21 protein-coding genes are annotated in these 22,805 nt (G+C 61.0%); 6 read left to right on the top strand and 15 right to left on the bottom strand.

Annotated features, from left to right (window positions below; translation table 11 throughout):
- The first annotated feature begins 12 nt into the window (after window positions 1-12).
- Window positions 13-1,098, top strand: coding sequence for a DUF1615 domain-containing protein (locus tag A7317_RS15560; RefSeq protein ID WP_069076249.1), 1,086 nt, complete (start codon window positions 13-15; stop codon window positions 1,096-1,098).
- Window positions 1,099-1,228: 130 nt separating this feature from the next.
- Here A7317_RS15560 and A7317_RS15555 read toward each other — a convergent pair whose 3' ends face one another.
- Window positions 1,229-2,095, bottom strand: coding sequence for a DUF4349 domain-containing protein (locus A7317_RS15555; RefSeq protein ID WP_069076248.1), 867 nt, complete (start codon window positions 2,093-2,095; stop codon window positions 1,229-1,231).
- Between the two features lie 157 nt (window positions 2,096-2,252).
- Between A7317_RS15555 and A7317_RS15550 the strand changes: the two genes are divergently transcribed.
- Window positions 2,253-2,675, top strand: coding sequence for a PaaI family thioesterase (locus tag A7317_RS15550; protein WP_024074501.1), 423 nt, complete (start codon window positions 2,253-2,255; stop codon window positions 2,673-2,675).
- A 182-nt stretch (window positions 2,676-2,857) separates the two neighbouring features.
- Here A7317_RS15550 and A7317_RS15545 read toward each other — a convergent pair whose 3' ends face one another.
- The 3 genes from A7317_RS15545 to A7317_RS15535 are packed head-to-tail and all read right to left on the bottom strand — an operon-like array spanning window position 2,858 to window position 5,440.
- Window positions 2,858-4,039 (bottom strand): acetyl-CoA C-acetyltransferase, encoded by a 1,182-nt coding sequence (locus A7317_RS15545; RefSeq protein ID WP_024074502.1) that lies wholly within the window; start codon window positions 4,037-4,039, stop codon window positions 2,858-2,860.
- Between the two features lie 11 nt (window positions 4,040-4,050).
- On the bottom strand, window positions 4,051-4,710 hold the full coding sequence (locus A7317_RS15540) for a CoA transferase subunit B (RefSeq protein WP_024074503.1): 660 nt from the start codon (window positions 4,708-4,710) through the stop codon (window positions 4,051-4,053).
- Between the two features lie 31 nt (window positions 4,711-4,741).
- Window positions 4,742-5,440: a CoA transferase subunit A gene (locus A7317_RS15535; protein WP_010566044.1), complete on the bottom strand. Its 699-nt coding sequence runs from the start codon at window positions 5,438-5,440 to the stop codon at window positions 4,742-4,744.
- Window positions 5,441-5,572: 132 nt separating this feature from the next.
- Between A7317_RS15535 and A7317_RS15530 the strand changes: the two genes are divergently transcribed.
- Window positions 5,573-6,472 carry a LysR family transcriptional regulator gene (locus tag A7317_RS15530; RefSeq protein WP_069076247.1) on the top strand — a complete coding sequence of 300 codons (900 nt, stop codon included), beginning with the start codon at window positions 5,573-5,575 and terminating at the stop codon, window positions 6,470-6,472.
- 100 nt (window positions 6,473-6,572) lie between these two features.
- Here A7317_RS15530 and A7317_RS15525 read toward each other — a convergent pair whose 3' ends face one another.
- The 6 genes from A7317_RS15525 to A7317_RS15500 form a co-directional block, all read right to left on the bottom strand.
- Window positions 6,573-6,902, bottom strand: a complete 330-nt coding sequence (locus A7317_RS15525; RefSeq protein ID WP_069076246.1) for a hypothetical protein — start codon at window positions 6,900-6,902, stop codon at window positions 6,573-6,575.
- Window positions 6,903-7,461: 559 nt separating this feature from the next.
- Window positions 7,462-8,310, bottom strand: a complete 849-nt coding sequence (locus A7317_RS15520) for an NAD-dependent protein deacetylase (RefSeq protein ID WP_069076245.1) — start codon at window positions 8,308-8,310, stop codon at window positions 7,462-7,464.
- Between the two features lie 8 nt (window positions 8,311-8,318).
- Entirely contained in the window at window positions 8,319-8,759 is a 441-nt protein-coding gene (locus tag A7317_RS15515; protein ID WP_069076244.1) for a CBS domain-containing protein, read from the bottom strand.
- Between the two features lie 129 nt (window positions 8,760-8,888).
- Complete coding sequence (locus tag A7317_RS15510; RefSeq protein ID WP_069076243.1) at window positions 8,889-10,838, bottom strand: DNA topoisomerase III; 1,950 nt, start codon at window positions 10,836-10,838, stop codon at window positions 8,889-8,891.
- A 162-nt stretch (window positions 10,839-11,000) separates the two neighbouring features.
- On the bottom strand, window positions 11,001-12,623 hold the full coding sequence (locus tag A7317_RS15505) for an MFS transporter (protein WP_024074509.1): 1,623 nt from the start codon (window positions 12,621-12,623) through the stop codon (window positions 11,001-11,003).
- 115 nt (window positions 12,624-12,738) lie between these two features.
- Window positions 12,739-14,409, bottom strand: coding sequence for a GMC family oxidoreductase (locus A7317_RS15500; RefSeq protein ID WP_069076242.1), 1,671 nt, complete (start codon window positions 14,407-14,409; stop codon window positions 12,739-12,741).
- 187 nt (window positions 14,410-14,596) lie between these two features.
- On the opposite strand from A7317_RS15500, the gene A7317_RS15495 reads away from it, so the two are divergent.
- The gene (locus tag A7317_RS15495; RefSeq protein ID WP_069076241.1) at window positions 14,597-15,490 is read left to right on the top strand and encodes a LysR family transcriptional regulator; all 894 of its coding nucleotides are present in this window, start codon (window positions 14,597-14,599) and stop codon (window positions 15,488-15,490) included.
- Window positions 15,491-15,869: 379 nt separating this feature from the next.
- Here the strand turns inward: A7317_RS15495 and A7317_RS15490 are convergent, their stop codons facing one another.
- From A7317_RS15490 to A7317_RS15480, 3 genes are read right to left on the bottom strand one after another with little or no spacing between them, the layout of a single operon-like run.
- On the bottom strand, window positions 15,870-16,967 hold the full coding sequence (locus tag A7317_RS15490) for a DNA alkylation repair protein (RefSeq protein WP_024074512.1): 1,098 nt from the start codon (window positions 16,965-16,967) through the stop codon (window positions 15,870-15,872).
- Between the two features lie 18 nt (window positions 16,968-16,985).
- The gene (locus A7317_RS15485) at window positions 16,986-18,332 is read right to left on the bottom strand and encodes a glutamine synthetase family protein (RefSeq protein ID WP_024074513.1); all 1,347 of its coding nucleotides are present in this window, start codon (window positions 18,330-18,332) and stop codon (window positions 16,986-16,988) included.
- A gap of 11 nt (window positions 18,333-18,343) precedes the next feature.
- The gene (locus tag A7317_RS15480) at window positions 18,344-18,901 is read right to left on the bottom strand and encodes a helix-turn-helix domain-containing protein (protein WP_041160891.1); all 558 of its coding nucleotides are present in this window, start codon (window positions 18,899-18,901) and stop codon (window positions 18,344-18,346) included.
- Between the two features lie 188 nt (window positions 18,902-19,089).
- On the opposite strand from A7317_RS15480, the gene A7317_RS15475 reads away from it, so the two are divergent.
- Both A7317_RS15475 and A7317_RS15470 read left to right on the top strand, forming a co-directional pair.
- Window positions 19,090-19,398: an RcnB family protein gene (locus A7317_RS15475; protein WP_024074515.1), complete on the top strand. Its 309-nt coding sequence runs from the start codon at window positions 19,090-19,092 to the stop codon at window positions 19,396-19,398.
- Window positions 19,399-19,485: 87 nt separating this feature from the next.
- Entirely contained in the window at window positions 19,486-20,679 is a 1,194-nt protein-coding gene (locus A7317_RS15470) for an MFS transporter (protein WP_069076240.1), read from the top strand.
- Here the strand turns inward: A7317_RS15470 and A7317_RS15465 are convergent.
- Window positions 20,642-20,914, bottom strand: coding sequence for a DUF1652 domain-containing protein (locus A7317_RS15465; RefSeq protein ID WP_024074517.1), 273 nt, complete (start codon window positions 20,912-20,914; stop codon window positions 20,642-20,644). The genes A7317_RS15470 and A7317_RS15465 overlap by 38 nt on opposite strands.
- Before the next feature lie 131 nt (window positions 20,915-21,045).
- Window positions 21,046-22,542: a PAS domain S-box protein gene (locus A7317_RS15460; protein WP_024074518.1), complete on the bottom strand. Its 1,497-nt coding sequence runs from the start codon at window positions 22,540-22,542 to the stop codon at window positions 21,046-21,048.
- Window positions 22,543-22,805 lie beyond the last annotated feature (263 nt).

The following is a 22,805-nucleotide window of genomic DNA, read 5'->3' as shown; positions in this document are numbered from 1 at the left end:
CAAGGAAGCCCCATGTCCGTACGCTGCCTGATCCTGTGCCTCACCCCCTTGCTGGTGCTGGCCGGCTGCTCTACATCGCGGGCCCCGCAACAGCCGGAGCGCAGCGAGGCTGAGGTGAAAGCGCAGATCGTGCGACTGCTGCCCTCAACGGTGGCGGACCGGAATGGGTGGGCCCAAGACATTTACACGGCCTTCGACACCCAGAATATCTACCCCAGTACTGAAAATATCTGCGCTGTGTTGGCGGTGACCGAGCAAGAGTCCACCTACCAGGTCGACCCGGCAGTACCCGGCATGGGCAAGATCGCCCAGGATGAAATCCTGCGCCGTGCCGGTAAGGTCCATGTGCCGGCATTTGTCGTACGCAGTGCGCTGCAATTGCGTTCACCCACCGGCAAGTCCTACGCCGATCGCTTGAACGCCGCGCGCACAGAGAAAGACCTCAGCGGTATTTTCGACGATTTCATCAGCATGGTGCCTTTGGGCAACACGCTGTTTGGCGGTTTCAACCCAGTGCACACTGCTGGGCCCATGCAGGTCAGCATCGATTTTGCGCAAAAACACGCGCGGGGTTATCCCTACACGGTGGAGGGGACGATTCGCCGCGAGGTCTTTACCCGGCGTGGCGGCCTGTATTTCGGTATCGCCCATTTACTGGGGTATCCGGTGAGCTACGAGCAGCCGCTGTATCGCTTCGCCGACTTCAATGCGGGTTGGTACGCCAGCCGTAATGCGGCGTTCCAGGCTGCGGTCAGCCGTGTCTCGGGTAAAGAACTGGCGCTGGATGGCGACCTGATCAACTACGGTTCCTTGTTGCCCGGCACCACCGAACTGGCGGTGCGCTCATTGGGCGCGAAGCTGGACATGCGCAACCCCAGCATCCGTAGCCAACTGGAGCAGGGTGAGCAGCTGGATTTTGAAGAAACAACCCTCTACACACGGGTGTTTGCCCTGGCCGACAAAGCTGCTGGCAAGCCGCTGCCCCGGGCGATCCTGCCGGGCATTGTGCTCAAGAGCCCGAAGATCACCCGTAACCTGACCACGGCGTGGTTTGCCAAGCGCGTGGATGAGCGGTATCAGCGTTGTATGAAGCGCTGACACCGAATCACTGTGGCGAGCGGGCTTGCTCTGGCCAGTAGGCTTGCTCTGGCTAGTAGGCTTGTCGTGGCGAGCGGGCTTGCCCCGCGTCGGGCTGCGAAGCAGCCCCAATAAAGCAGAATGCGGTGTATCAGGTATCTTTTGGCTCCTGATTCCGGGGCTGCTTCGCGGCCCGACGCGGGGCAAGCCCGCTCGCCACAGCAAGCCTGTGCGACACAACGAATCTGCGCCATAGCCACACCCACAACCACACCACCGGAAACGCCAGGATCACGAACGGCAGCACGTAGCTGGCGCGCTCCAGGGCGTCTGCGGTGCCGTCCACCAGGTTCGTGCCCAGGTTGCTGAGCATCCGGCTGAAGCGTGACGCTGGATTCGCGCCGTCGGAGGAGCGGAAGTTCAGCGTTACACGGTTGGTATCGAGGCGATGTTGCTGGCCGGCAGCGACCTGGGCCAATGCCTGCAACTCGTTTTCGATGCCCGCTTGCTCCTTGCTCAAGGCGATCAGGTCGCTGACGGTGATGTCTTTGCGCTTGGCCAGTTCGTCGAGGCGTTGCTGCTGGGCTTGCAGCCGATCCTGGCGACGGCGCACATCGGCGACCGCATCGGCCAGGTCTTCGGCGCGGGTGATGCGCTGTCCGAGTTTGCCGCCTTCGGCAGCCAGGGTGACCATCGGTTCCACGCCGCCAGGCGCGATGCGCAGGATGATCTCGCCGCCATTACCGTCTTCGGTGATGCCGAGGATATTGCAGGCGCCAAACCGCGCGGACTCGCAGGCTTCGCGAGTGGCCTGCATGCGTGGTGCGAGCAAGGCGCCAGGCAGGGCCAGGGTCAACTCATGTTCATAGGCCAGTTGCGCGCCGGCCCGGCCTTGTTCGCCGCTGATCACCGTGGCGCGGGAGTGGTCCTTGGGCGAACAGCCGGCCAGGGCGAGGCCGGCGAACAAGATCATCAGAGGCATGCGGAGCGGGTGGGAGTTGCCGTCCAGGTGGCGCATTGCGATTCCTTGAGGTGTGCAGGAGACATTGGCGGCGATTAAAACGGGTCTGGCCAATTAACGCAAAGCATCCCAGGGGATTTGCAGCGCTGATGGTGATGGCCGTCGTTTCGGACCCGGCGTACACCTCAAGCCTTATTCCAGGGACGTACTCGCCATGATCGCTCACGCTGTGCCTGAAGGTTTTGTCTCGCTGCCCCGAAGCAGTCCACTCCTTGACCTGCTGGGCCCGGCGTATTGCCGGGGAGAGGGCCTGCAACTGGAGATCGGCTTGCGTGCCGACAACCGTCACGCCAATGGACGCGGCACGGTGCATGGCGGGGTGTTGGCGACGCTGGCGGATATCGGCATGGGGTATGCCATGGCGTTTTCCAGTGAGCCGCCGTTGCCGTTGATTACGGCGAGCATGACGGTTGATTACCTGGGAGCGGTACAGGTGGGGGAGTGGATCACCGTGCGCTTGGAGCATCACAAGCGGGGGCGGCAGATGGCGTTTGCCACCGTGGGTTTGCGGGTGGGGGAGAAGGTAGTCGCACGGGCTAATGCGGTGTTTGCCGTGCCTCAATCTGACAGGCAATGAAGAGCTGATGTGGGAGGGGGCTTGCCCCCGATGAGGGTGGGTCAGTTAATACATCTGTAGCTGACCCACTGCTATCGGGAGCAAGCCCCCTTCCACAGTAGGACTGTGTTTTTTCAGGGAAGCCGCGTAAAGAAAAGGCCTGGCTTTTCGTGGAGCCGGGCCTTTTCAGTGTTGCTCTTTTATCAGCTGCGTTCGAGTGCCAGGGCCACGCCTTGGCCGCCACCGATGCACAGCGTCGCCAGGCCTTTCTTGGCGTCGCGCTTGATCATTTCATGCAGCAGGGTCACCAGTACGCGGCAGCCTGAAGCACCGATCGGGTGGCCGATGGCGATGGCGCCGCCGTTGACGTTGACCTTGTCGGCGTCCCATTCCAGCTCTTTGCCCACCGCCAGGGATTGTGCGGCGAAGGCCTCGTTGGCTTCGATCAGGTCCAGGTCGCCCAGTTTCCAGCCGGCCTTGTCCAGGCAACGACGGGTCGCCGAGACCGGGCCGATGCCCATGATTGCCGGGTCGACGCCAGCATTGGCGTAGCTGGCGATACGGGCCAGCACCGGCAGGCCCAGGGCCTTGGCTTTGTCCGCGCTCATCAGCAGCACCGCAGCAGCGCCGTCGTTGAGGCTGGAGGCGTTGCCGGCGGTGACACTGCCGTCTTTCTTGAACGCCGGCTTGAGCTTGGCCAGGGATTCGGCGGTGGTGCCGGCGCGCGGCTGTTCATCCACTGCAAAGGCAATCGGGTCGCCCTTGCGCTGGGGAATCAGGATCGGCGTGATCTCATCGGCAAAGCGCCCGGCTTCAATGGCGGCCGCGGCTTTTTGCTGGGACGCGGCGGCGAAGGCGTCCTGGGCTTCACGGCTGATACCGTATTTGTCCACCAGGTTTTCGGCGGTGATGCCCATGTGGTAGTCATTGAACGCATCCCACAAGCCATCGGTGATCATGCTGTCGATCATCTTGGCGTGGCCCATGCGCAAGCCGGTGCGCGCAGCAGGCAACACGTAGGGAGCAAGGCTCATGTTCTCCATGCCGCCAGCGATGATCACCTCGGCGTCCCCGCAGCGGATGGCCTGGGCGCCCAGGTGCAGGGCCTTGAGGCCCGAACCGCAGACCTTGTTCAGGGTCAGGGCGGGTACGGCATGGGGCAGGCCGGCCAGGATCGAGGCCTGGCGCGCCGGGTTCTGGCCTGAGCCGGCGGTGAGCACCTGGCCGAGGATCACTTCATCGACTTCGGCCGGGTCCAGGCCGGTCTGCTCCAGCAGGCGACGGATCACGGCAGCGCCCAGTTCCGGTGCCGGGATGCTGGCCAGCGAACCTTGAAAGCTGCCCACGGCGGTGCGGGTGGCAGCGACAATCACGACGTCTTGCATGGAATCAGTCCTCACTGGAAGTGCATTTCTGGAACGTTGTCCGGGACGATCAGTTTACCGGCGGTCTTGCTCACAATCTCTTCAACGCTGACGCCAGGTGCGCGTTCCTTGAGGACAAAAGCGCCATTTTCGATTTCCAGGTAGGCCAGGTCCGTCAGTACACGCTTGATGCAGTTCGCACCGGTCAGCGGCAGGCTGCATTGGCTGAGCAGCTTGGACTCACCGTCCTTGGACGCGTGGGTCATGATCACGATGATGTTTTCTGCGCCGGCCACCAGGTCCATGGCGCCGCCCATGCCTTTGACCAGCTTGCCGGGGATCATCCACGAGGCGATGTTGCCGTGGACGTCGACTTCAAACGCACCCAGCACGGTCAGGTCGACGTGGCCGCCGCGAATCATTGCAAAGGACTCGGCGGAGGAGAAGATCGAGGCGCCGATACGCGCGGTCACGGTTTGCTTGCCGGCGTTGATCATGTCGGCATCAATGGTTTCTTCGGTGGGAAACGGGCCCATGCCAAGCAGGCCGTTTTCCGATTGCAGCATCACTTCCATGCCTTCGGGGATGTAGTTGGCCACCAGGGTCGGAATGCCGATGCCGAGGTTGACGTAAAAACCATCCTGCATTTCGCGGGCGACGCGTTGAGCCATTTGTTCGCGGGTGAGAGCCATGGTGACTTCCTCTTATTGTTCTGGACGTGGATTATTTGCGGACGGTGCGCTGTTCGATGCGCTTCTCGAAGGTGCCGCAGATGATCCGGTCGACGTAGATGCCAGGGGTGTGGATCTGCGACGGTTCCAGCTCGCCCGGTTCGACGATTTCCTCGACTTCGACCACCGTGATCTTGCCGGCGGTGGCGGCCAGCGGGTTGAAGTTCTGGGCCGTGTGGCGGTAGATGACGTTGCCGAAGTGGTCGGCTTTCCATCCCTTGACGATGGCAAAATCACCGGTGATGGACTCTTCCATCAGGTAGGGGCGGCCATTGAATTCACGGGTTTCCTTGCCTTCTGCGACGGGCGTGCCGACACCGGTGGCAGTGAAGAACGCTGGGATGCCAGCACCGCCTGCGCGCATTTTTTCCGCCAGGGTGCCTTGGGGAGTCAGCACCACTTCGATTTCGCCGCTGAGCAATTGCTTCTCGAACAGCGCGTTTTCACCGACGTAGGAGGCGATCACTTTGCGGATCTGTTTTTCTTCCAGCAGCACGCCCAGGCCGAAACCGTCGACACCGCAGTTATTGGAAACCACGGTCAGGTCGCGGGTGCCTTTGCGCTTGATTTCGGCGATGAGGTTTTCCGGAATGCCGCACAGGCCAAAACCACCCGCGAGCACGGTCATGCCGTCTTCCAGGCCTGCCAGCGCTTCTTCATAGGACGCCACGCGTTTATCGAAACCTGCCATATGCACCTCTTTTATTGTTTGTGGTCCAGCCATTGAACGAAGTGTTGCGCCGACGGATTGATTTGTTAAGTTGTTTTTTAAGGTTGATTGATTTAGAAAACAGCATAGTCGAGCCGTCTACGGAGTAGCCTCATGACAGTTAAACAGATGCGTGCCTTTCTTGCCGTGGCCCAGAGCCTGAGTTTTGCCGCTGCCTGCGAACGCCTGCACCTCTCCCAATCGGCCTTGAGCCTGACCATCAAGGGCCTGGAAGAAGGGCTGGGCGGGCGCTTGTTCAGCCGTAATACACGCAATGTCGCGCTGACACCCGAGGGCGAATCCCTGCTGCCCCTGGCACGCCGGCTGATGGCTGACTGGGACAATGCCGAGGACGAACTGCGCCAGTTGTTCACCCTGCAGCGGGGGCGGGTAACGGTGGCCGCGATGCCGTCGTTCGCCGGTAACCTGTTGCCGCCGATCCTGAAGATATTCCGCGCACGTTACCCCCAGGTGAATGTGACGGTACACGACCTGATCAACGAACAGGTGCTGGAAATGGTGCGCGACCGCCAGGTGGAGCTGGGCGTGGCGTTTGAGCCGGCGGAAGGCTCGTCACTGGTCTTTACCCCGCTGTACCTGGACCGCTTCATTGCCGTGGTGCCTGGCGATTCACCGTTGGCGCAGTACGCCGAGATCGATTGGCAAACCCTGCTGGAGCAACCGTTTATTACCTTGCAGCGGCCCTCTACGGTACGGGTGATGCTCGAAGAACACCTGGGCGCTTTAAAACGCAAGCTACCGGTGGCATTGGAGAGCCACCAATTGGCAACCGTGGGCAAGATGGTTGCCAGCGGCTTGGGCGTCAGCGCGGTACCGGCGTTATGTGCGCAGCAGATGCGGGAGGCGGGAGCCCATTGCATTACCTTGACCGACCCGGTGATAGAGCGGCCGATTGGGGTGTTGACCAAGCCGGGGTATGAACTGTCAGCCGCCGCGCAGGCGTTGTTTGACATCTTTCGCGATGAGGCGGGGAAGGGCCGGTTCCCGCTGTGACGCTTGCGTCAGCGCCGGTTTATATGAATAAAAAATAATCGCGCGCATAAAAAAGTCCGCTCGGCTAACCGGGCGGACTTAATGTTGTAATGATTTTTTATCAGCAGTATTTATCAATCACTTTAACTTGCGATTGGCCCTTGATGTTCTGCCATTCGGTATTAAGTGTATGGAACACCTGCTCGATAAAGTTACGATCGGCAGCCGCTTTTTTACCGACATAACCCTGGCCGCGGCGGTACATCCGCAGGCGCGCCGCCAGTTCACGGTTATTGCGGTCGAACTCCGCTTCTTCGGTGTGGGGCGCCAGGCAGTCAATTTTGACTTCGCCCGATTTACCAATCCACAGGATATGGTCGTCGAGTTTGTCTTTCTGCGCTGCGAACATATCAGCCAATTCATCGATAGTTGGTTGGTTGTTCAGATTCATGTGTAAGCCCCTTGACCAGTTGGCGATCTATCAATTGATTCGTTAATACACGTTTAAGTTGTCTCCGGTTCCGAAAACCGGGCGTCAGCGACTGTCTGCCGAATACGGGCAGGGTCTTGAACCTGATGCATGTAGTCTTGCTGATGAACTGCTACGCAATGGTTTCATAACGAAGACAAGCAGCGTTTGAGCTCCTTGTACCGATCCTTTCGGGCCGGTCAGCTTCATCAATCTGCCTTGTGGGCAGTGCACATCCGGAAAAAACAGCTCGGCGGTCAGACGAGCTTGTTCAAAACGCTTGTTGCCAACGCTCCCGATCCGGGAGACGTCTAGATCATGCAAGGACAAAAAGGTTACGTCAACGGTTATGTAGTGATTATTTTCGATCACTACATAAATCGCCGTGGGGACGGGAGGATGCAGGAGAAGGTGACTTGGGCGTCATTTTTTGTGCTGATTAGTCGCCGGCGCCAAGTGGCCATTCAGCACTTGACCCTGGTGGGAGGGGGTAAGTCGAATCGTCGCACCGCCCCCTTCGACGGGTTGATCTGTGGTGTCTTTAGGCTCCCAGCCGCTCGGCCAGCAAAGGCAACAACCGCTCACAAGAGGCTTGGATTTTCACCTGCAAGAGCTCATCCCCTCGGGTCTTGCCCAGGTTAATGGCGATCACCGGCTTGCCCTGTTCGACCATCGCCTTGCACAGGCGAAATGCCGAATAGGCCATCAGCGAAGAGCCTACCACCAGCAAGCCCTCGGCCTGCGCCACTGCGGCCATCGCCCTGGCCGCCGTGGCCGGCGCGACGTTCTCGCCAAAAAACACCACATCCGGCTTCAGTCGTTCGCCATCGCAATGGGGGCAGTGGGGTACCTGGAACTGCTCTTCGAAGGTCGGGTCAAGCAAGGTGTCGCCATCAGGCGCCTGGACGGCATGCACCTGCGCCAGGTAGGGATTGGCGATTTCCATTTGCCGCTGAACGCCATCGCGGGGGCTGCGTAGCTGGCAATCCAGGCACAGTACTCGATGCAGGCTGCCATGCAGTTCGATGACATCGTGGCTACCGGCCTGATCATGCAAGGTGTCGACGTTTTGCGTGATCAGGCCACTGATGCGCTGGCGTTGCTGCAGGGTCGCCAGCGCGCGGTGGGCGTTGTTCGGTTGGGCGATACGTACTCGCGGCCAACCCAGCATTGCCCGCGCCCAGTAACGGCGTCGCGCTTGCGGTGTGGCCAGGAACTCCTGGTACATCATCGGCGCCTTGCCCCGGCGTACGCCTTCGCTGTCACGGTAATCGGGTATCCCCGACGACGTACTGATCCCTGCACCGGTCAACACCAGAAAGCGCCGTTCGGCCAGGGCCCGGTGCAGGGTGTCGAGGTGATCCTCTTGATGTTCCAGCGTGTCGAGCATGGGGTCCCCTATTCGCCGCGGATGTATTGCTCCAGCTGTTTGATCAGGTCGGCCTGGTCGGCAATGGCTTCTTTTACCAAGTCACCGATGGAGAGCAGGCCCAGCAGTTTGCCGTCTTCGACAACCGGCAGGTGGCGCAGGTGACTGTCGGTCATGATGTTCATGCACTCATCGACCTTTTTATGGGTGTCGACGGTGATCACCGGAGAGCTCATCACCTCATGGACCTTTGTAGTGACCGACGACAGACCCTTGAGCATGATTTTGCGCGCGTAATCACGTTCGCTGATGATGCCTACCACCACGCCATCCTCAACGACCGGCAAGGCCCCGACGTTTTTCTCCGACATCCGGACCAGTGCTTCAAACACGGTGTGGTCGTGTTTGATGACATGGACTTCCTGGTTTTTCTGGTCCTTGGCTTTGAGCACTTGTGCAACGGTTTTCATGGCGACCACTCCGGTTTTTTTTAGTTAGTCTGGCTCCCCCTACAGAATCCTAGACGGCCCGCGCGGCGGCAAGGTCCAAAGCGGCGTTAAACCCGTCGAAAAACGTCATTCGCCGGTTTTTTTTACCTTTCATCCCGCATTCGCCGGCTTTTTGCCGCGCTTGGGGCTGCCGGCGGTCTTGCGGGGTGCGGCCTTGCGCTTCTTTTTCCACGGTGCGGCGCCTCGGCCCGCCGGGCTGGCCGGCCCCATGATGGTCATGCGCATGCCGTTGCAGCGCGCCACCTGCTTGCTCATCCAGGCCGCCTGTTTGGCGACGAATTCTTCCAGGCTCATCTCGCCGCTTTGCACCATGTCCAACGCCTGCTCCCAGATCGCGGTGGTGCCGGGGTCGGCGATGGCGCGGGGTACCGCGTCGATCAGGCTGAAGGCTGCCGGGGTTGCCGACAGTGCCTTGCCGTTCTTCACCAGGTAACCCCGGTCGAGCAACCCTTGGATAATGCCGGCGCGGGTGGCCTCGGTGCCGATGCCGGTGGTGTCCTTGAGTTTTTGTTTGAGCAGTGGGTCTTCCACCAGTTTCGCGACGTTTTTCATCGCCTTGATCAGGTCGCCTTCGGTGAAGGGCTTGGGCGGTTGGGTCCACAGGTCCTTCAGGTTGACCTTGGCCACTGCGTATTCCTGGCCTTGCACCAGTGTTGGCAAGGCCTGGGGGGCCGGGGCTTCGCGCCCCTTGGCCGGTGCGAGGGCTTCGGGCAAGGCCCGTTTCCACCCCGCTTCGATCACGACTTTGCCCACCGCGCGTAACGCCTGGCCCGCGCAGTCGAAATCCGCCTGGGTGCGATCGTATTCGTGGTTGGACAGAAACTGCGCCAGGTAGCGCGCGCGAATAAGGGTGTAGACCGCGCGGTGCTTGCCGGTGAGTTGGCCAACGTCCTTGCCTGCCCCGGTGGGAATGATGCCGTGGTGGGCGCTGACCTTGGCATCATTCCAGGCTCGTGAGCGGCGCTGGGGGTCGATATGCGGCATCAACTCGTTCACTGCCGCATCCGCGCGGCCCAGCGCGGCGAGAATCTTCGGCGCTTCGCTGTGCTGGCTCAATGGCAGGTAGCCGCAGTCACTGCGCGGGTAGGTGATGACCTTGTAGGTTTCGTAGAGGGATTGGGCGATATCCAGGGTTTCCTGGGCGCCGAGCCCGAGCTTCTTCGAGCAGATTTCCTGCAGGGTGCCCAGGTCGAAGGGCAGGGGGGCCACTTCGCGCATGCGTTCGGTGCGCAACTTCACCAACTGTGCGCGGGCGGCCTGGGTCATGGCGTCGGCGGCGTCCCGGGCGAGTTGCGGGTTGAGGCAGCGGCCCTGGTCGTCACAGGCGTCCTCGGCGGCGCGCCATTGGGCGGTGAACGTCATGTGCTCATGACGCAGGTCGACATCGATCGCCCAGTACGCCACCGGCACGAAGTCGGCGATGCTGCGGTCGCGGTCCACCACCAGGCGCAACGTCGGGGTTTGCACGCGCCCCACTGGCAGCACGCCTTGGTAGCCGGATTGACGGCCGAGCAAGGTAAACAGGCGGCTCATGTTCATGCCGATCAGCCAGTCGGCGCGGGAGCGGCCCAACGCCGAGTGATACAGGCTGAAGGTCTCGGCACCGGGCTTGAGTGCGGCCAGGGCCTTGCGAATGGAGGCGTCGTCCAGCGCCGACAACCATAGCCGCTGGATCGGCCCGCGATAACGGCAATGTTCCACCAGTTCCCGGGCGATCATTTCGCCTTCACGGTCGGCGTCGGTGGCGATCACCAGTTCCTGGGCTTCCCCCAGCAGGCGCTTGACCGCCTTGAATTGGCTGGCGGTCTTGGGCTTGACCCGCATTTTCCATGTTTGCGGGACGATCGGCAGATCGGCGAGCACCCAGCGTTTGTACTTGGCGTCGTAGGCGTCGGGCGGGGCGGTTTCCAGCAGGTGGCCGATGCACCAGGTGACGGTGACTCCGCTGCCCAGCCAGCAACCGTCGCCACGGCGACTGGCGCCGAGCACGGCCGCGATATCCTTGGCCTGGGAGGGTTTTTCACAGAGGAACAGCCGCATGGTCAGCCCATTCGATACAGAGTTGAATGGGGAGCAGGATGGGCAAAAGACGGGAAATGATCAACCTTTATATGGATGGATATACAGCTATTTGTGTGGCGCTGGAAAAAATGTGGGAGGGGCAGCCTCCCACAGGGGATCTCCTGTGTTCAGAAGATCGGTTTAGTTGTTATCGATATCCACATGCCGCGTTTCCTTGAGGCAGAACATCCCCACGATCAGGCTAACGCCAGTCACCGCTACCGGGTACCACAGGCCATAGAAGATATCGCCGGTGTACACCACCAGGGCAAACGACACGGTTGGCAGGAACCCACCAAACCAGCCGTTACCGATGTGGTAAGGCAGGGACATCGAGGTGTAGCGGATGCGCGTCGGGAACAGTTCCACCATCAGTGCCGCCAGCGGGCCGTAGCACATGGCTGCGATCAGGATCAGCGCGACGATCAGCACCACCACCATCACCTTGTTGACCTGGGCCACATCCGCCGAAGTCGGATAACCCGCCAGCGCCACCGCGCCACGCAGGGCGGCTTCGTCAAAACCATCGATACGCACTTCACCCACGCTCACTTGCACCGGGCTGCCGGCCGGGGCGGCGGCGCTGCTGTAGGGCAGGCCTTGCTTGACCAGGAAGGTCTTGACCTTGTCGCAGGGGCTGTCGAAACGCGCCTTGCCTACCGGGTCGAACTGGAAGGTGCAGGTGGCCGGGTCGGCCAGTACGGTGATTGGCGCCTGGTGGCTGGCCTGGTCCATCGCCGGGTTGGTGTAGTGCGCCAGGCTCTTGAAGATCGGGAAGTACAACGCGGTGGCCAGCAGTAGGCCGAGCATCAGCACCGGCTTGCGTCCAACCTTGTCCGAGAGCCAGCCAAAGAAGATAAAGAACGGCGCCCCGATCACGACGCTGATGATCAACAGCATGTTGGCCAGGGCCGGGTCCATCTTCAGGAACTGCGTGAGGAAGAACAGCACATAAAACTGCGCCGCGTAGAAGGTCACCGCTTGCCCGCCGTTGATGCTGAACAGCGCAATCAGCACCACCTTGAGGTTTTCCCATTTGCCGAAGGACTCACGGATCGGCGCCTTGCTCGCCTTGCCTTCCTCTTTCATCTTCAGGAAGGCGGGTGACTCATGCAGGCTCATGCGGATCCAGGTGGAAATGCCCAGCAGTACGATGGAAAACAGGAACGGAATGCGCCAGCCCCAGACTTCGAACTGGTCACCGGTGAAGTAACGGCATGCCAGCACCACCAGCAGCGAGAGCAGCAGGCCGAGGGTGGCAGTGGATTGAATCCAGCTGGTGTGGAGACCGCGTTTGCCGACCGGCGCATGTTCGGCGACATAGGTGGCCGCACCGCCATATTCACCACCCAGCGCCAGGCCTTGCAGCATGCGCAGCACGATCAGGATGATCGGCGCCGCGATGCCGATGCTGGCGTAAGTGGGCAACAGCCCGACGCAAAAGGTCGCGACGCCCATCAGGATGATGGTGACGAGAAAGGTGTATTTGCGTCCGATCATGTCGCCCAGGCGACCGAATACCAGGGCGCCGAACGGTCGTACGACAAAGCCGGCAGCAAAGGCCATCAGGGCAAAGATAAACGCCGTGGTGTCGTTGACCCCGGCAAAGAACTGTTTGCTGATCACCGCCGCCAGGGCGCCGTAGAGGAAGAAGTCATACCACTCGAACACCGTCCCCAGGGACGAGGCGAAAATGACTTTCCTTGATTCGCTGGCGGTACTCGGGCTGACCGCCGAGCCCAGGACTTGAGCATGTTCTGACATCGGGTATCCCTCACAGTGATTATTTATTGTTGTTCCACTGTCGGCGCCAACCTCGGCGCCGGTCTGTTTTCCGTTCCTCAGCAGGAGCGGACTTGCTCGCGAAAATCGTCAACGATTACGCGGGAAACCTGGCTGAACGTGGCGCCTTTGCATTTTTCTCGAGTTGGCTGCTGGCTCCTGCAGTATTCGGTGAAAGGATCAACTGCGCGGCTTTCTCGGCGATCATCAGCGTCGGTGAACAGGTATTGCCGGATGTAATGCGCGGCATGATCGAGGCATCGGCGATGCGCAGGCCGGGCACGCCATGCACGCGCAGTTGCGCGTCGACCACCGCGTCCTTGTCATCGCCCATGCGGCAGGTGCCCACGGGATGGAAGATAGTCGTTCCGATGCGCGCGGCGGCTTCGTGCAGTTGCTCTTCGGTTTGCAACGCATCGCCGGGCAGGTACTCCACGGGTTTGAACTGGCTGAGGGCCGGCGCCGCCACAATGCGCCGGGTCAGGCGAATGGCATCGGCAGCGACGCGCAAGTCTTCCGGATGGCTGAGGTAATTGGGCTGGATCAGCGGTGCATCCGCCGGGTTGGCTGAGCGGATATCGATGCGGCCACGGCTGTGCGGGCGCAGGTCGCAGACCGACGCGGTAAAGGCCGGGAAGGCATGCAGCGGCTCGCCAAAACGCTCCAGGGACAGCGGCTGTACATGGTATTCAAGGTTGGCCGAGGTCTGTTCCGGGCCGGAGCGGGCAAACGCACCGAGCTGGCTGGGCGCCATCGACAGCGGGCCGCTGCGGTCATACAGGTAGCGCAGGCCCATGCCCATCTTGCCCCACACGGTGCCGGCGATCTGGTTCAAGGTGCGGGCGTTTTCCAGCTTGTAGATCAGCCGCAGTTGCAAGTGGTCTTGCAGGTTGCCGCCGACACCCGGCAGTTCATGCACCACGTCAATGCCCAGCGGCTTGAGCACATGGGCGGGGCCGATTCCCGAGCGTTGCAGGATACCCGGCGAACCGACGGAGCCGGCGCATAGCACGATCTCCTTGCGGGCTTCCCAACTGACCTGCTGGCCGTGCTGGCGCCCGAGTACCTTGGAGGCGCGGCCGTTCTCCAGCAGCACACGGTCGACCTCCACCTCGGTCAGCACGGTCAGGTTAGGCCGTTGGCGGATCGGCTTGAGAAATGCCTTGGCCGCATTCCAGCGTACCCCGGCCTTCTGATTGACCTGAAAGTAGCCGCAGCCTTCGTTATCGCCTTGGTTGAAGTCGCTGATGTTGGCAATGCCGCTCTGCGCCGCGGCGTCGCGAAACGCATCCAGGATCGGCCACGACAATCGTTGTTGTTCTACCCGCCATTCGCCGCCATCGCTGTGGAATTCCGAGCCGCCGGCAAAATGGTTTTCGCTCTGCTTGAACAGCGGCAGCACGTCTTTCCAGGCCCAGCCGGCGTTGCCTGCCGCCGCCCAGCCGTCATAGTCCTGGGCCTGGCCGCGCATGTAGATCATGCCGTTGATGGAGGAACAGCCCCCCAGCACCTTGCCGCGTGGATAACTCAGGGCGCGGCCTTGCAGGCCCTCCTGGGCTTCGGTCTTGAAGCACCAGTCGGTGCGCGGGTTACCGATACAGAACAGGTAGCCGACGGGGATATGGATCCAGGGGTAATTGTCGCGACCACCGGCTTCGAGCAGCAGCACGCGGTGGGCGGGGTTGGCGGACAGTCGATTGGCCAGCAGGCAACCCGCGGGGCCGGCGCCTACTACCACGTAATCGTATTGCGCAGCTGCAATGGGCATCTGAGGTCTCGCTTGTTTTTCTTATTGGCTCCATCCTAGTTGTTAGTTTTCGTCTTAAAAATGTTAGTTTTTACCCAGCTGCTGTGCGTTTTTAAACAGCGCTGCCGGTAGGCGCCAGCCCCTTTGGCGAACGAGCTTGTTGTGGCGAGGCTTAAGTCATTATTTATGCCCAAGGGAGAAAGGCGACATGTTCGACTGGAATGACCTGCGGTATTTCCTGGAGTTGCAGCGCAGCGGCCGCCTGCTGACTGCCGCACAGCGCCTGAAAACTACCCACGCCACGGTGGCGCGGCATATCGAGGCCATCGAGAAAAGCCTGGGTACGGCGTTGTTTGTGCAGCACGCCCAGGGCTACGAGCTGACGCCTGCTGGCGAAGCCTTGCTCAAGCACGCCGAAGCCATGGAAAACGTCGCGCTGCTGGCCGAAGACGAACTCACCCACAGCGCCGCCCCGCTAGGCAAGATCCGCCTGGGCGTGGCCGAGGGCCTGGGCGTGATGTTCCTCGCCAGCCGCATGGGCGGGCTGTTCGAGCGCTACCCAGGGTTGGAAGTCGAGCTGGTGGCGGTGCCGCGCTTTGTCAGCATTCTCAACCGCGAAGCGGAAATCAGTATTCACCTCGAACGCCCCAGCGTCGACCAACTGGTAACGCGCAAGCTCACCGACTACCGCCTGGCCCTCTACGCCAGCCGCGCCTACCTGGCGCGCACGCCACCGATTGAAAAACGCGAAGACCTCGCGGCCCATTCATGGATCGATTATGTCGACGACCTGCTGTTCAGCCAGGAATTGAAGTTCCTTAGCAGTTTCTGCCGTAACCCCAAGGTGGTGTTCCACAGCACCAGTGTGATCGCCCAGCACCAGGCGGCACGCTCGGGGTTGGGGATTGCCGTGTTGCCGTGCTTCATGGCCGCCGGCGACCCCGACCTGGTGCCGTTGCTGCCGGGGGAGGGGATTCAGCGCAGCTACTGGATCAGCTCGCGCAGGGAGTTGCACAAGTCGGTGCGGCTGCGGGTGTTGTGGGATTACGTGGTGGAGTTGTGCGCGCGGGAGCAGCCGCTGCTGCTCGGCGAATCCAACTGAAGAAACCGGATCAACAATGTGGGAGGCTCCGCTAAATCTCCAACTTGGCGCTGTCGCGCAGCAAACTGGAGCCCCTGTGGCGAGCGGGCTTATTGTGGCAAGCGGGCTTGTTGTGGCTAGCAGGCTTATTGTGGCAAGCGGGCTTGTTGTGGCTAGTAGGCTTGTTGTGGCGAGCGGGCTTGCCCCGCGTTGGGCTGCGAAGCAGCCCCAAGACCAGCCGCCCCGGCAATATCTGATACACCGCATTCTGCTTTATTGGGGCTGCTTCGCAGCCCAACGCGGGGCAAGCCCGCTCGCCACAACAAGCCCGTTCGCCACAAAAATTCGGTCATGGGCAAGCCCCCCTCCCACTTTGATGGGTGGCGTTGGTTGAATCGAGTCAATCGCGCAATACGAATTCCGCACTGCCCAATCGCTCCCCATTCACCAGCACATGCACCTTATGCCTGCCAGGGTAGTGCTTACGCGTGGTCAGTTCGCGGATGTGCTGCTCGCGGCTGATGCGTTGATGTTCACCCGCCGCCAGCGTGAAGGCCTTGAGCTTGAACACCTTGGCCGCGCTGTGGCCGGCGCTTTTGACATAGTCGATGGCGTAGTCCACCACCAGCTTTTGCGCGGTGGCGGCGGTGGACTCCAGGCTGAACGACAGGTTGATGCGCTCGCCCAGTTTGATGACCGCCGGGGAGACGTTCAAATGATGAATCTTCACCTCGGCCTTGGCCCCTGCGCCCATGATCGTCAGTGCCCGGGTGTTGCCTTGCTTGATCAGGCTGCGCAGTGCATGGCGGGCAATCCAGGCGGTGTGGGGGTTGTCGAGGTTCCAGCCTTCAATCAGGCTGAGCACCCAGTCCGGGTGGTCCTTGGTGATGTCGTTGAGATGGTTGGCCACGGACTTGCGCACGTAGAGGCTGCTGTCGGCCTTGAGGTTGTCTAGGATCGACGCGCACAGCTCGGGGTTGGCCTGCACTTCGGCCAGGCGAAACGACCAGGGCAGGCGTGGCCGCGAGCCCTCGCTGGCGAGGCGACGTACGTGTTCGTTGGTATCCCGCGACCACTGTTGCATCACCGCCAGGGTGCGGTGGAAATCGTGCAACAGGAAGTGCCGGATAGCGAATTCGGCCGAACCGAACGTGGTGAAGTATTTGAGCGCGGCCATGGAGCGCTTGAAGTCATCCCGGCCGTAACTCGCCACGTAGTGCGGCAGGAACAGGCTGACAAACCCGCTGTTCAGGCGCGGCGCCAAGGCGTAGAGCAATTTCAGGGTCTGCGGGTAATCCAGCGCGATTACCGCGTGCAGGCTCTCGCTGACCCGCGCCATGCGCTGCATCACCGACAACTCGGCCAACCCGGCCTTCGCATGCTTGAGGAAACCCTTGGCGTCGAACGCCGGATACACCGCGCTCATTTCGGTGGCGATGTGTTGCAGGCGTTCGACGTTGAAGATTTCCTTGAGGGCCGGGGCGCTTTGGTCGGTCATCGGTGATTCCTGTGGGGGTTAGAGAAACCAGCGGTACTCCCGCGCGTTGATCTCTTGCTGAAACGCCAAGTGATCCTGACGCTTGTTTTCGCAGTACACGTCGACAAATTCCGCCCCCAGCTTATCGCGTACCACGGGGTGATGTTGCATGGCGCGCACGGCGTCGAGCATTTCCAGGGGGAAGTCGGCGCCGCTGGTGCGGTCCTCGTTCAGCGGTGTGATGGGTTCGCGCTTGGCCTCCAGCCCATGTTCCAGCCCGGCCAGGATCGCCGCCAGCACCAGGTACGGGTTGGCATCGGCGCTGGCCAGGCGGTGTTCGATGCGCAGGTTGCGTGGGTCGGACTCGGGAATGCGCACGCACGCATCGCGGTCTTCAAAGCCCCAGCTCGCACGGGTTGCCGCGTTGACCGTACCGCCCAGGCGGCGAAAGGCGTTGTGGTTCGGTGAGAATATCGGCATGCAGTGCGGCAGTAACTCCAGGCAGCCGGCAACGGCATGGCGCAGGGGTTGCTGCTGGTGCGCCGCGAGCAAGTTATTGCCGGCGCCGTCATAGAGGCTGACATGCACATGCATGCCGCTGCCGGGAAATTGCAGGTAGGGCTTGGCCATGAAGCTGGCGCGGTAGCCATGCTTGAGCGCGACGCCACGGGTGCTGCGGCAGAACAGGGCGGCCCAGTCGGCGGCACGCAGGCCATCGTCCAAGTGGCCGAAGTTGATCTCGAACTGGCCAGGGCCGAGTTCGGCGGTGATCACCGTGATGTCGATGCCCTGGTCCTTGGCGGTTTGCGCCATATCGTCGAGCACTTGCGAGAAACGTGACAGCCGTTCGATATGCAGGTTGGGCTGGTCATCGGCGTCGTCGCTCAACGGGTCACGGGCATATTGCGGCAGGCCATTGTCGAGCTTGCGGTCGAACAGGTAGAACTCCAGCTCAAACGCGACCACCGGGTGAATGCCTTTGTGGTGCAGACGCTCCAGCACCTTGGCCAACACTTCCCGAGGCTCGAATTCGATGGGCGCCTCGGTGCCGTCCGAGGTGATCAGCATCTGCCCCAGGGGCTGGCTCTCCCAGCTCACTGGCTTGAGCGTGCCTGGCACCAGGCGGCGGTTGGCGTCGGGGTCGCCGTCGTTGAAGCAGTAGTCGCCGATCTTGAACAGCCCGCCCTGAGTTCCCAGCAGCACGGCATTTTGCGGCAATTTCAATGGGCCGCCGGCGGCGACTTTTTCCAGCATCTCCACCGGGTAGCGCTTGCCGTAGAAATGCCCGGGGATGTCCAGGGCGATCAGGTCGACGTAACGCACGTCGGGATGGTTCTGGCGAAAGGTCCGTACTTCGGCCAGTAACGTGGAGGCATGGCTTTTCACGGGTGTTGCTCCTAGTTGTAGACCCACAGCACGCGGGCGGGCAGATCGGTCAGGTTGGCATAGCGACAATGGGCGTAACTGGCCAAGTGGAAGCTGTCGCCGGGGCCCAGGGTCACCGATTCGGCTTCGCCTTCCACCCACAGCGTCAACTCGCCTTCCAGTACAAAACCGGCCTGCTCGGCGCGGTCGCTCATGCTCTGTTCGCCGCTGTTGGCGCCGGGGGCCAGCAGGCTGTCGAGCATCGAGAACGCGCCGTTCATGCTGGGCGAGACGAGGATGTCGGTGATGCCATTGGCGTAATACACCGTGCGCCGCTCATTCGGGCGGGTCACCCAGTCCACGGCCTTGGGTTTGGGCCGGCTGTAGAAGTAAGTGGTTGGCACATCGAGGGCGTGGCTGATGGCGGTCAGATCCGCCACGGTCGGGCGCGACAGGCCACGCTCAACTTGGGACAGGAAGCCCACCGAACGCTCGATTTTTCGCGCCAATTGGGCGAGGGTGAGCTTCTTGTGCTTACGCAGGTCGTGGATCAGCGCAGCCAGGGTGGCGAGTTCTTCTTGTTGGCTCATGAAATTTATGTCGAATAATTTCATGAAAAATTACAGGATTAATTTCACGCAGGCAATGCCCATGCAGTCGGAGCCGTGTTTGTTCGCCCTCGACGGCGCCAGGAGTTCGTGCTGCTCACTTCTGGCTGAATGATTCCCCGTGCCTGCGGTCGGAACCTGGGTACGCGTCATTCATTGAAGGAGCCCCCATGAAGTCCAGAACACTCGCTGCTTGCCTGCTGGTCGCCGCCAGCCTGTCCACCGCCAGCTTTGTCGTGCAGGCTGGAGATACCCCGCAGGAAACTGTGCAGCCGTCCAACATCAACACCCGCGACTTGAAAGAGGGCGACCGCGCTCCGGATATCCTGATGCGCAAGGAGTCGGCCGTCAGCGACTGGAAAAAGCGCGGCCTCAAGCAACCCGAAGAAGACAGCCAGTGGGCACGGGTGGGTGACAAGTTCGTGCTGCTCAAAACCACCAACGGCACCATTCTCGAGATCACCCCAGTCAAGAAATAAGCCGGTGGCAGCACCTGCTTTTTTCGAGATTCCTGGGTTAAGGTAACCGGCTGAAATGGTCGCGTTACCTTCAAGGAAAAGAGCAGGATGCTTGCCACAATAAGAAACTACCCCCGCACCGTGAACCTGCTGCTGTCGGCTACCTTGATGCTGACGCTGGCCAAAGCCATCACCTTCCCCTACCTCGTGATCTACCTGACCAGCCACTTTGCACTGGACATCAGCCAGGTCGGCCTGGTCATCGGCAGTTCGCTGATTGTCGGTTCGCTGCTCAGCGTCTATGGCGGGTTTCTGGTCGATCGCATCAACAGCTATCGGCTGCTGCTCGGGTTGAGCGTGCTATTTGCGCTGGGCTTTGTCGGCACGGTACTCGCGCAGAATATCTGGACGTTCTACAGCTGCCTGATCCTGATCAACCTTGCTTATGCGGTGATCGACATTGCCGTCAAGGCCGGTTTCGCCAGCCTGTTGCCGGAAGAGGCGCGCAGTGAAGTGTTTTCCATCAAGTACACCCTGACCAATATCGGCTATGCGGTGGGGCCGTGGTTTGGCGCGATGGTGGCCAAGCTGGATATCAGCCTGCCGTTCATTCTGTCGGCCCTGTTGGGGGTGGGGTTTTTCCTGCTGTACTGGCGCTGGGGTGATCGCTCATTGGCTACCGCCGATGCGATGCAAAAACCGGTGTCATTCCTGGCCGTTGGCGGCGTGCTGCTGCGCGACCATCGCCTGGTGTGCTTCACCCTGGGTGGCCTGCTCAGTGCGGTGGTGTTCGGCCAGTTCACCGCGTACCTGTCGCAGTACCTGGTGACCACCACCACGGCGGAATATACCTACACCGTGATCAGCGCCGTACTCACCACCAATGCCGTGCTGGTGATTGCCTTGCAGTATGTGATTGGCCGACGTATTTCCCACCGTCACCTGAGCCGCTGGCTGATCTTCGGCCTGAGCATGTTCATGCTGGGCTTGGTCGGTTTCGCGCTGTCCACCAGCGTGTGGTGGTGGGTGCTGGCGATGGCGGTGTTCACCATTGGGGAAATCATCGTGTTCCCGGCCGAGTATATGTTTATCGATCGGATTGCCCCGGACCACCTGCGGGGCATGTACTACGGCGCGCAGAACCTGTCGAACCTCGGTGCCGCCCTGGGGCCGGTATTGTGTGGGCTGGTGCTGGCCAGCCTGCCGGCACACTACATGTTCTACATGCTCGGTGCGTTTATCGTCGCGGGTGGGGTGTTCTATTTCATTGGTTCGTCGTTGAAGGCAAGTCATCGATCATGAGCTTGCCCATGTTGTTGCTTTGCAGTTCGTAGCGCAGCTCTTCGACCATCTTTTCCACTTCTTGTGGGGTCTGCAGCCGATTGGTGTTGATGCCGGTCACGACCAGGTCGACCCGACCGGTTTGAGCGTCGTAGACCTTGAGGGTCAGCGATGCGTCCCGGCACAGTGTGAATTCGCAGGTCAGCGGCGCCAGGCCTTCTTCGATGCAATTTCGCAGTTGAGAGAGGGTGAACATGTGGGTTCCTTCAAGGGGGTCGTTTTGCGACTGCACAGGTTCAAAGACCTGTGCTCACCCTGAAAGGTTAAGGACTGCAACGACACGCGATAAGGCGAATTCGCACTAGCCTCACTAGTGCATTTGCACTTTTAGCGCTTGTTCTTGACCCGCATTTCTCCGGCAAACAACCCGCGTTCACGGGCCCAGACGATGGCTGCACTACGGCTGTGCACCCCCAGCTTGGAGTACACCGTCGCCACATGGTTACGCACGGTATTCGGCGCCAGTTTAAGGCGTGAGGCGATCTCCTTGTCGGCCAGGCCTTCGCAGATCAATCCGAGCACATCGCGCTCGCGGGCAGTGAGGTCGGTGAAGGTAACGTTTGGCAGGTTGGGGCTGTTGACGCTCTTGGCATTGGCCAGTTTTTCGATCAGGGTCTGGCTGAACCAGGAAGCGTCCTGCATCACTTCTTCGATGGCCGCCACCAGTTCCAGCTCCGAGCGTTTACGTTCGGTGATGTTCATCAACACCATCAGGTAGCAGGGCACGTCCTGGATGATCACGGTGTCGGCGGAGACTACGCAGTCGATCACCTCATCGCCTTTCTTGCGCACCTTCAGGTCCAGCCCATCGAGGTTGCCGGCTTTTTCCAAGGTAGTGAACAGCTGCGCGCAGGCCTGGGCGCTGTCGATAAAGTCGATGTCTTCGATGGCCTTGCCGATCAACTCTTCACTGATGTAGCCCGTGATGTTCATGAACGCCTCGTTGATATCCACCACCTGGCGGTTGGCGGCGCTGCATACCAGGGTGGGCACCGGGGTCAGTCGAAACGACTTGGCGAAGCGTTCTTCACTCTGGCGCAGGGCGATTTCCGCCTTGCGTCGTGGCTCCAGGTCGGTGAAGGAAAACAGCATGCAGTCTTCCTCATTCATGTCCAACGGCTGGCCAGCGACGATCACCAACTTGCTGCCGCCTTCGGGCAGGCGCAGTTCGGCTTGCATCTGCGGGATGGTCGCCCCTTCGCTCAGGCGTTGGATGGCCAGGTCCTTGCGCTCGGCCTGTTCCAGCACATCCAGTTCATACACCGAGCGGCCGATCACCTGGTCGCGGTTGTAGCCGGTCATCTCCAGGAACCCCTGATTGACCTTGATATAGCGCAGGTCGCTCAGGCGGCAGATTACGGCGGGCGCCGGGTTGGCGTTGAAGGTTTTCTCGAAGCGTTGTTCGGCACTGGCCCATTCGGTGGCATCGCTGAGGATCAGCACCAGCAACTCCGGCTCCCCGCGCGCATCGGTCAGCACCAGGCTGCGCAGGCGGTGCACCCAACTGCGGTGGTCGTCGTCGAGGGGCGTGACTTCCACCACCACATCACTGAATTCTTCACCGGCCGCCACACGGCTCAGCGGGTAGCTGTCCAGCGGCAGCGGGTGGTTGTTGCGATAACGCAGGGCGAAGCGCTTGGCGTACTGCTCGGTGTTGGCGCCCAGCGCCAGGACGTCGCTGACACCGTGCATGGTCAGCGCGGCTTCATTGGCCCAGAGGATGGTCTGGTCGACCTCGGCCAGTATCACACCGTCGGACAGACCGGAAATGATCTGCTGCAGTTGGCGGCGGTTGGTTTCTTTGGCTAAGACGTCCTGGCTCATGGTTTCTCCGTGGTTGGCGATCCGTGTCCCGGGCGGGGGAGGGGCGCATGGGAAGTACGACACCCGGGCTTAAAGATAGTGCAGATCAATTGCCCGTCACGGAGTGCGAATGCACTAGAGGGGGTGGTGCATTTTTGCGAGGACGACGTGCACGCTGTTCGCCAGGCTCAAATGATCAATTGCGCGGAAAGGATCGAGCAGGACCTTCGGCAATGTGGTCGGTAAAGGTCTGTCGGTTGCTGACAGGGGGGATCTACGCCATT

Source organism: Pseudomonas fluorescens, from assembly GCF_001708445.1.
Lineage (GTDB): Bacteria > Pseudomonadota > Gammaproteobacteria > Pseudomonadales > Pseudomonadaceae > Aquipseudomonas > Aquipseudomonas gorinensis.
This window is presented reverse-complemented; position numbering and strand designations above follow the sequence as displayed.

Coding starts and splice junctions, on each gene's coding strand:
- A7317_RS15560 (WP_069076249.1), top strand. CDS start 13: ATGTCCGTACGCTGCCTGATCCTGTGCCTCACCCCCTTGCTGGTGCTG.
- A7317_RS15555 (WP_069076248.1), bottom strand. CDS start 2,095: ATGCGCCACCTGGACGGCAACTCCCACCCGCTCCGCATGCCTCTGATG.
- A7317_RS15550 (WP_024074501.1), top strand. CDS start 2,253: ATGATCGCTCACGCTGTGCCTGAAGGTTTTGTCTCGCTGCCCCGAAGC.
- A7317_RS15545 (WP_024074502.1), bottom strand. CDS start 4,039: ATGCAAGACGTCGTGATTGTCGCTGCCACCCGCACCGCCGTGGGCAGC.
- A7317_RS15540 (WP_024074503.1), bottom strand. CDS start 4,710: ATGGCTCTCACCCGCGAACAAATGGCTCAACGCGTCGCCCGCGAAATG.
- A7317_RS15535 (WP_010566044.1), bottom strand. CDS start 5,440: ATGGCAGGTTTCGATAAACGCGTGGCGTCCTATGAAGAAGCGCTGGCA.
- A7317_RS15530 (WP_069076247.1), top strand. CDS start 5,573: ATGACAGTTAAACAGATGCGTGCCTTTCTTGCCGTGGCCCAGAGCCTG.
- A7317_RS15525 (WP_069076246.1), bottom strand. CDS start 6,902: ATGAATCTGAACAACCAACCAACTATCGATGAATTGGCTGATATGTTC.
- A7317_RS15520 (WP_069076245.1), bottom strand. CDS start 8,310: ATGCTCGACACGCTGGAACATCAAGAGGATCACCTCGACACCCTGCAC.
- A7317_RS15515 (WP_069076244.1), bottom strand. CDS start 8,759: ATGAAAACCGTTGCACAAGTGCTCAAAGCCAAGGACCAGAAAAACCAG.
- A7317_RS15510 (WP_069076243.1), bottom strand. CDS start 10,838: ATGCGGCTGTTCCTCTGTGAAAAACCCTCCCAGGCCAAGGATATCGCG.
- A7317_RS15505 (WP_024074509.1), bottom strand. CDS start 12,623: ATGTCAGAACATGCTCAAGTCCTGGGCTCGGCGGTCAGCCCGAGTACC.
- A7317_RS15500 (WP_069076242.1), bottom strand. CDS start 14,409: ATGCCCATTGCAGCTGCGCAATACGATTACGTGGTAGTAGGCGCCGGC.
- A7317_RS15495 (WP_069076241.1), top strand. CDS start 14,597: ATGTTCGACTGGAATGACCTGCGGTATTTCCTGGAGTTGCAGCGCAGC.
- A7317_RS15490 (WP_024074512.1), bottom strand. CDS start 16,967: ATGACCGACCAAAGCGCCCCGGCCCTCAAGGAAATCTTCAACGTCGAA.
- A7317_RS15480 (WP_041160891.1), bottom strand. CDS start 18,901: ATGAGCCAACAAGAAGAACTCGCCACCCTGGCTGCGCTGATCCACGAC.
- A7317_RS15475 (WP_024074515.1), top strand. CDS start 19,090: ATGAAGTCCAGAACACTCGCTGCTTGCCTGCTGGTCGCCGCCAGCCTG.
- A7317_RS15470 (WP_069076240.1), top strand. CDS start 19,486: ATGCTTGCCACAATAAGAAACTACCCCCGCACCGTGAACCTGCTGCTG.
- A7317_RS15465 (WP_024074517.1), bottom strand. CDS start 20,914: ATGTTCACCCTCTCTCAACTGCGAAATTGCATCGAAGAAGGCCTGGCG.
- A7317_RS15460 (WP_024074518.1), bottom strand. CDS start 22,542: ATGAGCCAGGACGTCTTAGCCAAAGAAACCAACCGCCGCCAACTGCAG.